Annotated in this window: 9 protein-coding genes, 1 tRNA gene and 2 pseudogenes; 6 read left to right on the top strand and 6 right to left on the bottom strand. The window is 47.0% G+C overall.

Going from position 1 to position 16246, the window contains the following annotated elements:
• Window positions 1-36: 36 nt before the first annotated feature.
• A tRNA-Leu gene (locus tag GWP43_RS12515) sits at window positions 37-122 on the bottom strand.
• Window positions 123-164: 42 nt separating this feature from the next.
• Here GWP43_RS12515 and GWP43_RS12510 point away from each other — a divergent pair.
• From GWP43_RS12510 to GWP43_RS12485, 6 genes and pseudogenes are all read left to right on the top strand, one after another.
• Complete coding sequence (locus GWP43_RS12510; protein WP_162664425.1) at window positions 165-1055, top strand: TatD family hydrolase; 891 nt, start codon at window positions 165-167, stop codon at window positions 1053-1055.
• 158 nt (window positions 1056-1213) lie between these two features.
• Window positions 1214-2999 (top strand): annotated as a pseudogene (locus GWP43_RS12505) (alanine--tRNA ligase).
• Window positions 3000-3073: 74 nt separating this feature from the next.
• The gene (locus GWP43_RS12500) at window positions 3074-4159 is read left to right on the top strand and encodes an MOSP complex formation periplasmic protein, TDE1658 family (protein ID WP_162664424.1); all 1086 of its coding nucleotides are present in this window, start codon (window positions 3074-3076) and stop codon (window positions 4157-4159) included.
• A 2-nt stretch (window positions 4160-4161) separates the two neighbouring features.
• Complete coding sequence (nusB, locus tag GWP43_RS12495; RefSeq protein WP_162664423.1) at window positions 4162-4605, top strand: transcription antitermination factor NusB; 444 nt, start codon at window positions 4162-4164, stop codon at window positions 4603-4605.
• Window positions 4586-6325 (top strand): tetratricopeptide repeat protein, encoded by a 1740-nt coding sequence (locus GWP43_RS12490; protein WP_162664422.1) that lies wholly within the window; start codon window positions 4586-4588, stop codon window positions 6323-6325. Before nusB ends, GWP43_RS12490 begins: the two co-directional genes overlap by 20 nt.
• A gap of 48 nt (window positions 6326-6373) precedes the next feature.
• A complete protein-coding gene (locus GWP43_RS12485; protein ID WP_162664421.1) occupies window positions 6374-7126 on the top strand; it encodes a class I SAM-dependent methyltransferase in 753 nt (250 codons plus the stop codon).
• 14 nt (window positions 7127-7140) lie between these two features.
• Here GWP43_RS12485 and GWP43_RS12480 read toward each other — a convergent pair whose 3' ends face one another.
• The 5 genes and pseudogenes from GWP43_RS12480 to GWP43_RS15655 all read right to left on the bottom strand — a co-directional run.
• Window positions 7141-9234, bottom strand: a complete 2094-nt coding sequence (locus GWP43_RS12480) for a methyl-accepting chemotaxis protein (protein ID WP_162664420.1) — start codon at window positions 9232-9234, stop codon at window positions 7141-7143.
• A 66-nt stretch (window positions 9235-9300) separates the two neighbouring features.
• Entirely contained in the window at window positions 9301-12558 is a 3258-nt protein-coding gene (locus tag GWP43_RS12475; RefSeq protein ID WP_162664419.1) for a DNA translocase FtsK, read from the bottom strand.
• 30 nt (window positions 12559-12588) lie between these two features.
• Entirely contained in the window at window positions 12589-13398 is an 810-nt protein-coding gene (locus GWP43_RS12470) for an undecaprenyl-diphosphate phosphatase (protein ID WP_162664418.1), read from the bottom strand.
• Complete coding sequence (locus tag GWP43_RS12465) at window positions 13395-15635, bottom strand: flagellar assembly lytic transglycosylase (RefSeq protein ID WP_162664417.1); 2241 nt, start codon at window positions 15633-15635, stop codon at window positions 13395-13397. The genes GWP43_RS12470 and GWP43_RS12465 overlap by 4 nt, the downstream gene beginning before the upstream one ends.
• Window positions 15616-15774 (bottom strand): annotated as a pseudogene (locus GWP43_RS15655) (LysM peptidoglycan-binding domain-containing protein); the annotation flags it as partial. The pseudogene GWP43_RS15655 and the gene GWP43_RS12465, both read right to left, overlap by 20 nt.
• Window positions 15775-16246 lie beyond the last annotated feature (472 nt).

Genomic DNA, 16246 nt, shown 5'->3' with positions numbered 1-16246 from the left:
AAAAGCGGGGTTGCTCGGGACTTCCATGAAAAGAAGTGCCGGAGACGAGACTTGAACTCGTACGACCGTTACCAGTCAAGGGATTTTAAGTCCCTGGTGTCTACCAATTCCACCACTCCGGCAAAGATGATATACTATACCGGAATTTATAGAGGCGGTCAAGATTGTTTACAGACTCTCATTGTCATTTACATCATATTTCTCAAAAAGCGGCACACTTTCCGCTGATACTGAAAGCGATGCAGGAAGAAGGGTATCCTTTTATAATGGATATCGGAACCGATGCCGGAGATTTTACGCCACGGTATAACACCGTTGCGGAAGCTTGCGGCAAAGACGGCTCTATACCCGATTTTATCCATTTTTCTGCGGGATTGTGGCCGGGGCGTGCCGCTATTGAACATCCGGCAGAGGCATTGCAAAGGCTTGAAGCCGATATTCAAGCGATTCTTAAAAGCGGGCAGCTGTATACGGCAGTCGGAGAATGCGGTATAGACCGGTATTGGAACCATGCCGGAGCAACGGGTACGGGAACCGATGATCTCGCCGGTGAAGAAACGCTGTTTAAAGAACAGCTTGCTCTTGCCAAACGGTACGGATTGGCTGTGATTATTCATTCACGCGACGGCTTTGAACCGACGCTCCGTTGTATCGACGAAGTAGGCTGGCACCGAGGCGTTATTCATTGTTTTTCGTACGGGAAGAAAGAAGCCGAGGCTTTTTTAGAACGGGGCTGGTATCTTTCATTTCCGGGTACCATCACATACACTGACAATGCGAAAACAGCTTCCACAATAGCGGAATTGGTACGCATGGTGCCTGACGATAAACTACTATTGGAGACGGATGCCCCGTACCTCGCCCCTCAACCGGTTAGACGAGAGGTAAACACCCCGTTGAATATTTCGTATACCTATCAGGCTGCAAGCAAATACCGGCAGTGTTCGGTAGAACACTTATGCGAAACCGTGTACCGGAACTGCCACCATCTTTTTTTTCGCTGCTGTGTAAAACCCCGGACAGCCGTGTCCGTTCTGCATAGCCAGCGCTTTTGAAAATAGGCGGTACAGATGCTAGGAGCGTACAAAAAACACCCGCAGGCGTACTTGTTGTACGTCGAGGACTGTTTTTTGTTAAGCGACAACGCAGATGTGCCACCTATTTTCAAAAGTACAGTTGACAGGCTTAATAGCTTTTCTTACTATGGTAAGATATGAATAAACACATTACAGCAGACGAACTCCGTTCCAAGTATATCGCATTTTTTTAAAAGTAAAGGCCATACGGAAATTTCCGGTAAGTCGGTTATCCCCGAAAACGATCCTACCGTACTATTTACCACCGCAGGTATGCACCCGCTTGTTCCCTATCTGATGGGTGAACCGCATCCTGCGGGGACACGTTTAACGGACTATCAAAAGTGTATCCGCACCGGCGACATCGATGCGGTAGGGGATGCTTCTCACCTCACCTTTTTTGAAATGCTGGGAAACTGGTCGCTTGGCGATTACTTTAAAAAAGAAGCTATTGGATTCAGCTTTGAATTTTTGACAAGCCCACAATATCTTAACATTCCGGTTGATCTCCTTTCCGTAACCGTTTTTGCAGGCGATGATAAAGTGCCACGCGACACCGAATCGGCGGAGATTTGGGAAAAACACGGTATCCCGAAAGAACGGATTCACTTTTTACCCCGCGAGGATAACTGGTGAAACGCACCGCATCCCGACACGGAAATGTTCATCGACACGGAAAAGCCTGCGTGCGGCGCCGAATGTCGCCCGGGTTGCAGCTGCGGTAAGTACGTTGAAATATGGAACGATGTCTTTATGCAGTACCGCAAAGAGCAAGACGGTTCCTATCACACGTTGGAGCGGCACTGTGTCGATACCGGTATGGGAATTGAACGTACCGTTGCAATGCTGCAAGGCAAGAAATCCGTGTACGAAACCGAGATTTTTACCCCGCTGATTGCCGCAATTGAAAAGATTACCGGCTACCAATACGGCAGCGATGCTGAAAAAGATGTATCCGTCCGTATTATCTGTGACCACATCCGGGCGGCTACCGTTATCTTGGGAGATCCGAAAACTGTGGTGCCATCCAATGTCGGTGCAGGGTACGTACTTCGCCGTATTATCAGACGAGCTGTCCGCCATGGCAGGAAGCTTGGTATCGAGGGAACTTTCCTCGCAATTCCGGCAAAGGTTGTCATCGAACAATACAAGGGCGCGTATCCCGAATTAAAAGAGAAAGAAGCAACCATCACCGCCGAGCTTGAAGCCGAAGAAAAACGCTTCCTCGAGACCCTCAAAAAAGGCGAGACTGAGTACGAAAAAATGAAGCCAAACCTGTTAAAAAATCCTAAAAAGATTATCCCGGGCAGGCTCGCCTTTAAACTCTACGATACCTACGGCTTCCCTATTGAGCTTACCGAAGAGCTTGCGCGGGAATCGGGCTTAACCGTTGATAAAGAGGAATTTGAAGAAGCCTTTAAAAAACACCAAGCGCTCTCTCGCGCCGGAAGCGAACAGATTTTTAAAGGTGGTTTGGCAGATCACTCCGAGCAGACCACCGCGTACCACACCGCGACGCATCTTTTGCATAAAGCGCTCAGGATGGTACTTGGCGATCATGTTGCGCAAAAAGGGTCTAATATTACGGCAGAGCGACTCCGCTTCGACTTTTCTCATCCGCAGCCGATGACTGCCGAAGAAAAGGCGGAAGTAGAACGTATTGTCAACGAGCAGATCCAAGCAGATTTACCGGTTACGATGGAAATAATGTCGCTCGAAGAAGCAAAGCGTGCAGGGGCGATGGCACTCTTTGGAGAAAAATACGAAGATACCGTAAAAGTGTACTCCATCGGGAACTTTTCAAAAGAGGTATGTGGTGGCCCACACGTAGAACACACCGGTGTATTGGGTAAGTTCGTAATCCAAAAAGAACAATCGTCATCGGCGGGTATCAGGCGTATCCGTGCGGTACTTATAAAATGAGATATGTGAACCACCGGTAAGTAACTTATCGGTGGTTCATTTGTTTACAAATATCAAAACTTGAAGAGGATACGATGAAGAAAACTGTAATCATGTTGTTTATTGTATTAAGTTTGTCTATAAGCGGCGTCTTTGCCCAAACCAATTTGCAGCCTATTGCAGAAGTGAAGCTTACAGGAAGGACACCGATTACTCTTGGTCAGCTAAAAACTCGTGTTTCTGCCTTGGAAAAAGAAATCGGACGGAAGATGACTTTAGAAGAGCGGCAGCAAACGCTGGACGGTCTTATCAATGAGCGTTTAATCGTACAGGCTGCCGAAAAAGACGGAATAAAAATCATGGATTCGGAAGTAAATAATTACTTCACCGAATACGTATCCAATCAATTGGGGCAGCAGGTGTCCGAAGCAGATTTTGCAAAACTGATTAAAGAAAAGACCAATATGTCGCTGGATGAATATATGAAAGCACAAAATGGCATGACCCTTGCAGAGTTTAAGAGCTTTTTACGAACCCAACTGACTGCGCAAAGATATGTGATGCAGAAGAAACAAAAAGAGCTGCAATCGATTCCAAGTCCGAGCGATGATCAAATCCGTTCGTATTATGAGGTGAATAAACAGTCTTTTGTGCAGCCTGACACAGTACAGCTTTTCCTTGTGGTAGCCCCGAAAGGCGACAAAGCAAGTACTGCGGAAAAAACGATAAAAGATATTCAAAAAAAACTGACGGCAAACTCGAAGGCTACCGCCGATATTCGGGCAAAATCGCAGGAAAAGAATTCAGGTTATCAGGCCGGAGAGATTTTTGTCAGTAAAACCTCATTAGCAGCTGAGCAGCTCGGTATTCCGATGGACGAACTTCTCAAAATCTTTAACATGAAGGTAGGAGATGTGTCTCCGATAACGGAAACAGGTGCTAATTACCAGTGTTTTGTCGTCCTAGCGAAAAAAGATGCGAAGATACTCGGTTTAAGTGATGTAGTAGAACCGGGCGGAAATGTCAGTCTCTACGAATATATAAAAAAGATGGTGATTATGCAGCGCCAAAATGAAGCACTTAACAACGCGCTGGTTTCGGTAACCAATGAGCTCCGTAAATCGGAAAATTTCGTCATATTTAAAACCGGCACCGATCTTGAAAAAGCTCTTTCGTGGTAAAAATGGCGATCGGGAGACGACGCGGAAGGATTCTTGCGTTTCAAGCGCTGTTTGCTTGGGATGCGGGATCGCTTTCGCCTGATGATTTATTGCGCTTCCCATGGGCGGAACGTACCAGTAAAGAGGTGCATGACGAAGATCTATTATTTTCACAGCTTCTTTTTTTAGGTACTGTTGAGCATATCAATAAAATCGATACCCTCATCACCAAGAACTTGGAAAACTGGGATTTTAATCGGCTTAAATTGGTCGACAAGGCAATTCTCCGCCTCAGTACTTATTCACTCCTTTTTCAACAAGACACCGATCCCAGGATCGTAATTAACGAAGCGGTTACTATTGCCCGCACGTATGGCACCGATGATTCCTTTAAGTTTGTAAACGCAGTACTTGACAGCATTAAACGAGAGTGTTTAGACTGCTCTTATGAAAAGGACAAAAACTAATCTCTTTCTTATAGGAAGTCTTTTCCTCTGCGTTATTGCCGCAGCATGTTCAAAAACAGATAAAAATGAGCTTTTTCAACAAAAACTGAATGTCATTGACGGTGTTATGCAAGAGGGAAATACTCAAAAAGCCCTGAATAACTTACGTGCATTGCGTAAAAAAGCACAGATCCCCATTCACTATTTAAGCATTGCAAAACGGGAATTACAGTTGCATTATCCTGTACAAGCTCTACAATCAATTCAGACCGGTCTAAAAAAGTATCCTGATGACCCGATGCTTAACGCTGCCCTTACTCATACATTGATGCAGGAAGGACGGATAGAAGATGCTGCAGCAGCAGCCGAATCTTTGCGTGGCTCCTCTTATGTTGGTATTGGGGCGGAGGCTCTTATCCATATAGATAAGGAAAAACAAACATATCAGACGCCTGCTTCTTTTTGGCAAGAAAGTTTTCGGCTTACGGGCGAACATATTTTCTTGGAGAATGCTGCCGTAATGCTTGCTCACCAAGGAGACATTGCACAGGCAGCCGCACTCCGTTTCCGAATTGCTAAAGAAGAAGCGCTTCGGTCTCCCTATTTTTGGTCGTGCTTAGCTTATGATATGGGGAATTTCCAACCGGTACTGGATGATTTAGTCTATTCACTTGCGTATGCCGACATGGCGGGGCTCCCTGAAAACAATCCTAAGGTTTTTGAATATGCCCGCCGTCATCTCTTGCTTGCCGCTGATGCAAGTGCGGGGCTCGGTGATATGGAGCAGGCGCGTGGTTTTTGGCACATATATGTCGACCGTTATGCGGATTCTTCAAGCGAAGTTTTTTATAACTTAGCGATGACCGCTCCTACCCAAGACGAAAAAGCAGAGATATTGATCGAGTGTATTTCGCAAAATCCGGGATATTATCCGGCGGTGGCACAGTATGTCCGCGCTTGGTCCGCTATCAATGCGGGGCATGATCAAAAAAATCCCTTAGACGAATATCTGCAAAGCAAAGATTTTTTCTCATTACAGATGGAAAAAGGCTTGTTTGTGTCTTCGGCTTTTACGCTTTCTGCGGAGCAAGTGCTTGAGGAAGCCATGGCTGCCGATAGCGACGATATACGGTTTCAGCTAGAAGAATTTCGATACCGTTATGTGCAGCCGAAAAACTATGCACAGGGAAACGGAGAGATGTGGAAAATTCTAGAAGCCCATCCCCATAATCCGCTGGTAAAGGCGTATGCACGCTGGTACTTTGCTTCTTCGGGCGATTTTAATGCCTGCCTTGGAATCGACAAAGCAGACAACCATGATGAAGATATATTCTACAACGGTATCCGGCATGCAGTGCAGGGATACTCGACTGCAGCACTAAAGAATTTTACCGAGGTGGAAAACGAACACCGCTATACAATTCCTGCGGTGGTTGATCAAGCTTATATCTATGATGCACGCAATGAACCGGATATGGCAATTAAGTATTTTTCCCATGCTGCAGAGTTGCTTTCCGATAACCGTGTAAAAAGTAAGATGCTCTACGAAGCTGCACGGATATATGCCGAACACAATGGGATGCCGGAAGCAATCGCATTGTTGAATCAGTCGTTGAAACTCGATTCTGAAAACCACCGAGCAAATGTACTAAAACAAAAACTTATTGCCGACGGCAGTGTTAATCGGAATTCCGGTTTAGATACTATTTTGCAAAACGGCACAGATACCAATCCGCAGTAGTACGAACAGCAGGGTGGGGTTTAAAAAGGAGAATCGAAAGGTCGCAATATGGACGATTGGTTTGAAAATGAATCTTTTTGGGTACAGTATGCCCCTATCATGTTTGACACTTCACGATGGAAGGAGGCGCCTGCCGTTGCCGAAGGTATTTTTAAACTTGCCGGGACGGGACGACAGCCGCAGGAATTAAAAATTTTTGATGCGGGATGTGGTTTAGGTCGCATTGCCGTTGAGCTTGCTATTCTCGGTGCGCGGGTTACCGGTGTCGATCTTATTAAACCATTTTTAGATGCAGCGTCAGAGGCGGCAGCGGCGGAGAACGTAACGATAGAATGGGTGCGAGCCGATTTACGGGAGTTTATACGGCCGGGGGCCTTCGATATTGCGATCAATATGTATACGAGCTTTGGCTACTGCAAAACGATTGAAGAAGATGCCCTTATTATCAGCAATATTGCGCAATCCTTAAAAGAAGGTGGCTGTTTTATCCTCGAAATGTTAGGGCGCGAAATTGCCGTGCGGGACTTCACCGCCGGAGAATGGTTTGAGCGGGCCGGTTATACCGTGCTCACCGATTTTATGGTAGAAGGGGCATGGGAAGGACTACGATCGCATTGGCAGCTCTATTCAAAAGACGGCCTCAAAGCCGATCATACCTTTGTGCAGCGCCTCTATGCCGCTACCGAATTACGGCAGCTTATGCTGTCTGCCGGTTTTACCTCAGTCGAAATATACGGCGACTTTGACCGCTCACCCTATAATGAACGTGCTCGAACCATGATACTGGTTGGGTACAAATAGAAGAGATATCCCCTCTAATTGACCTTAAATTTTCCCACTTCTTGAGCCAAGCTTTCGATACTGTGTTTATTCTTCTGCGTAATCTGATTGACTTCCTGTACCGCATTGTTAATTTGTACTGCGCCAGCCGCCATTTCATTCATACTGTCAGTGATAATGCGGGTAAGATCATCTAATTTACGCATTTCCTGCGCGACACTCTCTCCGCCTTTCAACATTTCTTCAGAACCTGCCTGCACTTCTATTGTTACCGTGTTAATGCTCTTAATAGCAGTGAGTACCTCTCTGCTGCCGTTTTCTTGCTCCCTCATTGCTTCGGTAAGTCGATCACTCATCGATTTTACCTGTTCGGCTAAGGTAAAAATTACATTGAATTTTTCTTCTACCGTTTTTGAAGAGGTTGCAAGCATTTCAATTTCTCCGCTGAGCGTTTTCAACGTTGTAGTAATAGTTTTACCTTGCGCGGAGGATTCTTCTGCGAGTTTACGGATTTCATCGGCAACGACGGCAAAGCCTTTACCCGCTTCCCCGGCATGCGCAGCTTCTATCGCAGCGTTCATAGCCAATAGGTTTGTCTGTGACGCAATATGTTGAATAACGCTGGAGGCATCCATCAACGAACCGGATTCTTCGGCAATCTTTTGTGTTACAGTATTGGAGGAAACTAGCGTAGCTTTGCCATCGCCGGTCGCTGCAGTGAGTGTCCTGATTACATCGTCGGTTTTACCGAGCGTTTGCCCGATTGAAGCAATATTTGCGACCATTTCTTCTACGGAAGAAGAAGATTGTGCAACACTTGTCGTTTGAGTTTCGATGCTGGTGTTCAGCTGCTTTATCGTTCGGACAATCTCTTCGATGGTAGCAGCTGTTTCGGTAACACTTGCTGCTTGGGTAAGCACCTGCTGCTTTACTCCATCTATATTTGCGCTAATTTCATTCACTGCGCCGGCTGTTTCAATCATATTAGTAGATAATTCATTTCCTATTTCTTCCATTTCATTGCTGTTTCTACCAACCGCTTGTATTGAAGCGCCGATTTTAGTAATTGTTTCGTTAAAATATTCGGATAAATCGGTTACCTCATCATTGCCGATCACCGGTAGCCGTACTGTCAAATCACCTTCACCTTGTGCAATATTTTTTAAAGCATTAACAGCCGTCTGTACCGGCTTTACCATTGTACGGGCGATAATATATACAATAACGATTGCCAGCAGCAAAATGATAAGCCCCATAATCACCATAGTTCCGCGTAAGGTGTTGACAGTGCCCATAAACTCCTCTGCCGGTGCATTGACAAGCACTGTCCATCCGGTCGTTTTCATTACAGCGTACGCCGCAATTTTCCGTACTTTGTCGTATTCATAATACCCGATTGTAGAATCCTTTGCTTCAAGCGCTGTTTGCAAAAATACTGCAAGAGAAGTAAAAGCCGGATTCTTTTTAGCTTCTTCTATTGGGTTAAACTGATTCTTTATCAACTCCGTATCTTGATCAGCAATGACTATCCCTGTATCTCCTATCATAGAACAATTACCGGTTTGTCCGATAACGATATCTTTTACAGCATCATACATCGCGAATCCGTCGATTGTTGCTGCAAGTATATCATGTGCTTGATTATTATCATCATAAATCGGAACAGCAATAATGATAATCATTTTACCGCTGATAAGGGACATAAAAGGCTCGCACATCAAAGGTTTTCCTCGATAACTTTTAAACCAAGCGGTAGAAGAAATATCACTTGTTCGCCCGTTAGCTAAATAACCGATTCCGTTTTGAGTGATAATATTGAGTATTTGGAAAGAAGTATTTTTATCAGCGAGTTCTTTTAACAATACCGCCTTTTCAAAATACGATAATTCGGTACTTTGTAATGCCGGCATCTGGGCAATACCTTCAAGCAATTGAAACCACTGCTCAATTCTGCCGTCCAGTATTTCGGCTGTATCATGCGCCTTATCCAGCAGATGCGCTTCAATATTTTTTATTACAGCTTTGCGTGCTGTGTGGACGGCTAGAACACTTTCTATTGTTAAAGCCGTCACAATAAGAAACCCAAAAATGAGAATAAGTTTATATCGAATAGAAAAGCGTTTTTTCATTATTGATCTCTCCCTATGTACATAAAAGTATAGACCTTTTACCTACAGGTGTCCAGCAAGAAAAAACTACACGTGTCTGATAACTTCGCGGGGTTTTGAACCGTTTGCAGGGCCAACGATGCCGCGGGCTTCCATCTCTTCGATAAGACGTGCCGCGCGGTTGTACCCGATTTTCAGTTTGCGCTGCACATAAGAAGCGGACGCTTTGCCTGCAAAGGTAACAATTTCCAACGCTTGATCGTAGAGCGGATCATTATCGTCGGAGAACACGGCGTTATCATAGGGCTCGTCATCATCATCGACAAAGATTTCTTCATCGATATATTCAGGCTCGCAATATTCTTTTACACAGGCAACGACTCGCTCTACTTCCTGTTCGGAAACAAAAGCGCCCTGTATACGGGTCGGGAACGGACGAGCAGCGCTTACATACAGCATATCGCCTTTCCCCAGCAGTTTTTCCGCACCCATCTCATCCAAGATGATTCGGCTATCTGTTTTTGATGCAACCATAAAAGCAATTCTGCTCGGAATATTTGCCTTAATCAAACCGGTGATGACGTCGATGGACGGCCGTTGTGTTGCAAGCACCAGATGAATACCGACTGCGCGGCTCATTGCGCACAAGCGCGCGACTGTAGCTTCAAGCTCTTTCCCCGATGTGGCCATAAGGTCTGCAAATTCATCGATGATGATGACGATATAGGGCAACGTCTCAGTTGCAATATGCTCCGATTTGATTTTCGCATTGAAGGTCTTTATGTCGCGCACGCCCATATTATCGAGCAAGGCATAGCGCCGCTCCATTTCGCAGAGCGCATATTGCAACGCTTGGAACGCCCGCTTCGGTTCGGTAATAACGGGGGTTAAAAGATGCGCAATATCGTTATAGAGTTTCAGCTCGACGATTTTGGGATCGACCAAAATCAGCTTTACCTCATCGGGACGACGGTTATAGAGAATCGACAAAATGATTGAATTAACGCAGACCGATTTTCCCGAACCGGTCGCACCGGCAATGAGCAGATGCGGTGTTTGTGCAAGGTCAAGGACTTGCGGATTTCCCGTTACATCTTTTCCGAGGGCAACGGGGATCGCCATCTTAGCGGCTTCCGGCAAATCGGTTTCTATCAGTTCCCGAAAGCTGACAATCGAACGCTTCTTATTGGGGACTTCGATACCGACTGCATGTTTACCCGGTATGGGTGCGACAATACGAACGCTGGAAGCAGCAAGACGCAATGCGATATTATCCTGTAGATTGGTAATCTTTGATAGTTTGATACCCGGCGAAGGCAGCATTTCAAACATCGTTACGACAGTCCCTTTACGGATACCGGTGATGGATACATCGATTTTAAATTCGTTAAAGGTCGATTTCAGCATCAGCGCTGCTCGCCTTGTTGCATCGTCAACAATCCAATATTCGCCGTCGGGATAATTCGTTAAAAGATCAAACGGGATGGCATATTTTTTCCGCGGCGGCGGGGGAGGTGCCGGTTTCGCCGGAATGATCGGTACGGTTTGTTCGATGGTTTCCAAGAACTCATCATCGGTATTCGATGTGTCGCTTTCGATTTCCGCTTTGTCACTTTCAGCATCTGTTTCGGCTTCGTTGCTTGCAATGCCATCCTCATTTTGTGCATCGAGGTCGTCAAGGGTGATATTCTCTTCGGTCATATTTTCATCCGGTACGATCGGTGCTTCGGCTCCAATATCCGTTTCTGCTGAATCGATGACAACCATTGTGTCGAGTAAATCCGAACGCCCGTTCGGTAGAGGTACGCCGTTTACAAACACGAGCGGTAGCTCAGGTTCCGTTTGAACGGCAGCGGCTGCAGAGTTCTCCGGCGCGGTCGCAGTTTCTTCTTCCGACGAAGCGGCTGCGGAGACAGGACTATCCGTCGAAGCAGGCGTGCTCTCAACCGGCGGCATAGAGGATGCTTCCGGTACGGCAGCCGTTGCTACGGTTATATCCGACTGTGATATCGGTTCCGCCGTTATATCGGTATCCGAAAAATCACTCTCCGTTTGAGAGACATCTGCTATAGTTTCATTTTCCGAAATTGTTTCTTCCGGAATAATATCTATTTGAGAAACGGCGTCTGCGACCTCTTCCGCTGTAGCCGGTGCATCGTTCTCTGGTGGTAGCGTTTCTCCTTCTACTGGAGCAGGAGCTTCGGGGCTATCTGCCATAGTCGGTGCATTTTCGACCGGTGGTGTAGGCGACGCTTCGTCTTCCTGCGGCAAGGGATTAGATTGCGCTTCTGAATGATCAGTCTGTTTAATGCGCTCAACGGGAGCGGTGATTTCCTCCAAACTTGCAAACAGGTTGTTCGGATCGGATGGGTCAAATACCGGACGGACAACCTCTTGTTCCTGTATATCCATAACAGCCGATAACGGTGTTGACAGCGGAAGCGGTTGCTCTTCGGTTCTTACTATCGTTTTGTCATCCTTTTCCGGTTTAGGCGTGTTAACCTCGATTTCTTGTTCGGAAAACTCAGGGCTCAAGTCTTCATCATCGACCCTTTCCAGTAACGGCAGTTCTTCCTCTGTAGCCGACGATTCTGCGCTGTCTCCCGATTGAATCGGCAGCATCTGCTCACGCTGCAGTATTTCGCTTTGTGCATCTGTAATGTCCGAAATGCCGGTTCCGGTCGCCTCGCAGAGAATACCGTCCGATTCTGTGGCGGCATCCGGTTCCGAAGGAGTTTCGGTATCCGTATCCGTTGTCTGTGCCTGTGCCTGTGGAGATGATGCCTCGGTCGTTGTATCTTCCGGTAAAGCTGACGCTTCCTCCGTGTCCGTATTGCCGCCGCTTGTTTCTTTATTTTCCAGGACACTACCTTCCTCCGGGATACCGCCTAAAGAGGGATGACGGCCGGATAGTTTTTCACTCAGCGTCAGCATTAAAAAAATTTCAAAACAGACAAGCAGCAACGCACAGATCAGTATTGAAACGGTTACAAACTGTCGGATAAGCGGAATCGAAACGGACGGAACAAAAGCATAGATGAGCCGCTCACCGATAATCGCGGTAACAAAATAGAACGGCACGCCAAGCAACACCGCTTTGGATTCGCGCGACCAGCCGGGGATAAGCAGTAACACCGCTCCGTACAAAAAAAGGAGAGGAATTAAAAAAGAAGAGAACCCATACACGGAAAAGACCCGCTGCCCCATCGCAAATAACGCATAGTGCGATGCAGTAAATCCGGCAATCGGTAAAAAAATGCCAAGCGTCAAGACAATACCGGCACAAAAGAACAGCACGCTTAAAATGACCGCTAAAACTCTAAATCGATTCTCTCGGTTTCCCATTAATGTTATCTCCCCTCCCGTGAACGCCTTTTATAAATGTAAAATGCCGACTGCAGCGAATAATATAATCCCCGCGGGGATAAGATAGTAGGTGAATAAGCCGAGCTTTCCCCCTTTTATCAATTTGAGTAAAAAGGTCAATGAAAAAAAGCCTACGATAAAAGAGGTCAGCATCCCCGCAATCAGTGCTGCGATGCCGATTGAACCGCTTATGGTATCGGCTGATTTCAGTTCAAAGATAAACGCGGCGAGGATGGCTGGAATAGATAGAAGAAACGAATACTCTCCGGCTTTTTCGCGGTTTACGCCGGTTAAAAGCGCCGCTGCGATGGTAGACCCTGAGCGTGAAATACCCGGCAGTACACCGATACCCTGCGCTGCTCCGATAATCACCGCTTGCAGCACGGACGGCACGGCAACGTTTTTTTTCGGTTGCAGTTTGGCCGAAAGCAAGAGCACAATACCGGTAATAATAAAACAAACTGCGATAAACAGCATGTTTTTTGCCTGCACAATATCTTTCAGAACGATACCGATAACGCCGGTAACAACGGTAGAAATGAGCAGCGCACCGATTAGTTTAAGGTCTGCGCTGTCTTCTATCGTATTTTTCCTGATAATAAACCGGCCGAGTACGGTTAAAAGCCGCCATATCTGTTTGTAAAATACGATACAAACTGCGCCGAGGGTCGCGATATGCAGCAGAATATCGAAAATGATGGGAACATCGGTATGTCCCAAAAAGTACTCGGCTACGGCGAGATGGCCGGAGCTTGAAATAGGAAGAAATTCGGCAACGCCTTGGACGGCGCCGAGAAAAATTGCTTGTATAATCGTCATAACAGTTCCTTAAAAAAGAGCCGCACAATATCCTCCGGCTCTTCCGAATAATAGAGTACTCCGTATACCGTTGCAGCGGACAGTAGTTTTCGTCCGTAATCCCGTGTTTCGGCGTATTCCAAACTTTCCAAAAAGAGATCTTCCGGCAGGCCTTGCGCTTTTTTTTGCCATCCGCGCACGCGCGAGATGCCCGCATTGTACGCAAAGCAGGCAGGCATAATACGGTTATCGGATCGGCGGATCATTTCCGCAAGATAATAGGCACCGAATCTGATATTTATTTCAGGATCGGTAAGGCTGTAATCTGCAACCTTTAACTTCTTTGCGATATCCGCAGCTGTAGCGGGCATCAGCTGTGTAAGACCGATAGCGCCTGCCCCTGATACGACCTGATGCTGAAAAAAGCTCTCGCTTCTTATTAACGCATACAACAGATATTCCGGCAGCCCATATTCCGCGGCGTATTTCGAGACAAGTTCACCCCACGGACGGGGATACAACAGCTCAAGCTGCTCCTTTGTTGCCGCATCTTCCTGATTTTTTAACGAGAAGCGGATCACCCGTATCGAATCGGCATAGCGGCCTTCACTAGCCAACGTGCGGGCGATTTGTAGTGCTTCTTCAGCGGAAATCGACGGATACACGGCAACAATGCGGGGATAGACCATATCGTATAAGCCGAAATGAAGCAAGCCGTCAATATACGTCCGCGCCTCTTGAGGAGAAAATGTGTTTGTTTGCGCTTTGCCCGCGTCGGCCTGAGTGTGCGATTCACCGGCTTGCGCTTGTGTGCCGGGGGATTGTGTACGTCTGCCGGATTGCGTTTGCCCATTGCTTGCACTGTAAAAGTTAAAACTGTCTTTCAACAGCTGAGCGCCGCCGAGCCGGTATGTTCCTAAAATTCGGTAATACAGCGCATCGTGCGATTCACCGGCGGCTTCTTGCAGTAACCGTGCCGTTCTGTCCGGCGGAAGCTGTCCGGCGCAGGCAAGCGTGTAAGCAACGGCAGCCCGCTGCTCCGGCAATGTTGTTTTTGCTAACACCGTATGGAGTGTTTCTAAGTTTTTCCAGTCCTTTGCCGCAGTCAGCTGCGCCCGTAACGATTGTACCAAATCGGCGTACCATGCGGGGTTTTTCCAGCGGGCTGCCGTATCCGCCAGCGCTTTGAGGTAACGGGATAAGCCGAGCATTCGCATGGTATCCAGATAGTACCACATCGAAGAATCAAAGTCGGAAGCGGAATCGGCCAGTTCTGCTGCCTGTAAGAAAAGTTTTACGGCTTGTTCACGTTGCGCAGCGCCGCCGATTTTCGCCCGGCAACGGGCTTCATAGAATAGAGTATAGAAGAGACAACGGTGTGCGTCGATATCGGAAAGCTGTCTGTTGGAAACTGCTACTCGTACCTGCGCTGCAAAATCTTCAAAAAAAGCAGCCGCCTCGGCGCTGTTTTCGGCGCCGTAAACGCCCGTCTTACCGATATCGGAAAGCAGTGCAGGGGAGGCGAGTCCTGCAAACGTATGCTCTATGCCGAAAGCTTCTTGTATGGAACTCCATGCTCCCGTATAGCGTTTTTCAAAAACCGCTATGCGGGCTTCGGCGAGCTTATATAAAAATGGCGGCAGGTCTTTACCGAAGTGAGGAAAGGCATCGACAAGCTCCGCCGTCAGCGGGCCGGTAAGATACAAGGTTTCCGGCGCTTGTGTAATGTTGTCGTAAGCGCCCATTTGCAAAAGGAGCCGAATTTTCAATAACGATAACCGCTCTTTTTCAGCCTGTGTCGGATCTTCTTGCCCAAATGCAGTAGGCGTTCCGGCAAGTTCCTGCAAGCGTTTTTGTACGGATTGTAAGCGGTCGGCAGGGGCGCCTGTTGCGTATAATTCTTCGCGGCACAGTCGGTTCAGCGGCGCCTCATATTGCTTTTCTCCAAGGTCAAAGTAAAAACGAGCGGCTTGTTCATATCCTGCACGTTTCAAGTGCAACCCGACATAGTAGGCGCTGCCGCGTCCCATCATTTTGACGCTGCGGTAAGCCGCGTTGTCCGCCTTTAAAAAAAAGTCATAGTTTCCTGCTTTTAAGTTTTTTAATAGAACAGCGCCTTTATCGGCTGCACAGGCTGCAACGGAAGTTATGAAGAGAAATAGAGAAAAGAGGGAAAGCCGGAACGGAAAAAGAGGCAAGCAAGAGCGCGGAAAACGCTCTTGCTTGCCAAATAATATCTTACTGCGGAGGAATTTCAATATAGGTTCCCGAAATGATTAAATCAGGATTTTTCAGTTTGTTATGCTTTGCAATCTTCGTATACAGCCACGGATTGCGGTAATACGTTTCCGATAAATCCCAGAGTGTATCGCCCCAACGAAGTTTATAACGGATTGCTTTCTGTCCTGATCCGGACGCAGCCGGTTCTTTTACCGCTGGCTTAGTCTGCTGAACGGGCGGTTCTTGTTTTACCGGTTGTTCCGGCTGAACAGGCTGCGACGGCACCGGCTGCTCTATTGGAACGGGGCCTGCCGGTTGAGGAGCAGGAGGTTCGGTTACCGCTTTATCCGCCGGTAATGAAGGTGCCGTATTTGACGCTGGTTGTTCTTGTATGGGATGTTTTTGAGACGGTATAACTGCAGCCACCTCAGGTTGCACGGCCATCGGATGGTCATCATTGCTAAGATTCTTTTTCGTTAACAATAGAATGCCGAGAACTAATGCGGCAATACCGAGTAGAATAAGGAGAATTAAAAGCCAAGCCGGTATTCCACGTTTCGGCTGCGGTTCTTTTTCATCGTCTTCATCGGTATAAAAAGTTGCAGCAGAAAACTCAGGATGAGTTTCAGAATTATCATCAGCGTTTATG

The sequence above is a fragment of the Treponema vincentii genome (genome assembly GCF_010365865.1).
Lineage (GTDB): Bacteria > Spirochaetota > Spirochaetia > Treponematales > Treponemataceae > Treponema.
This window is presented reverse-complemented; position numbering and strand designations above follow the sequence as displayed.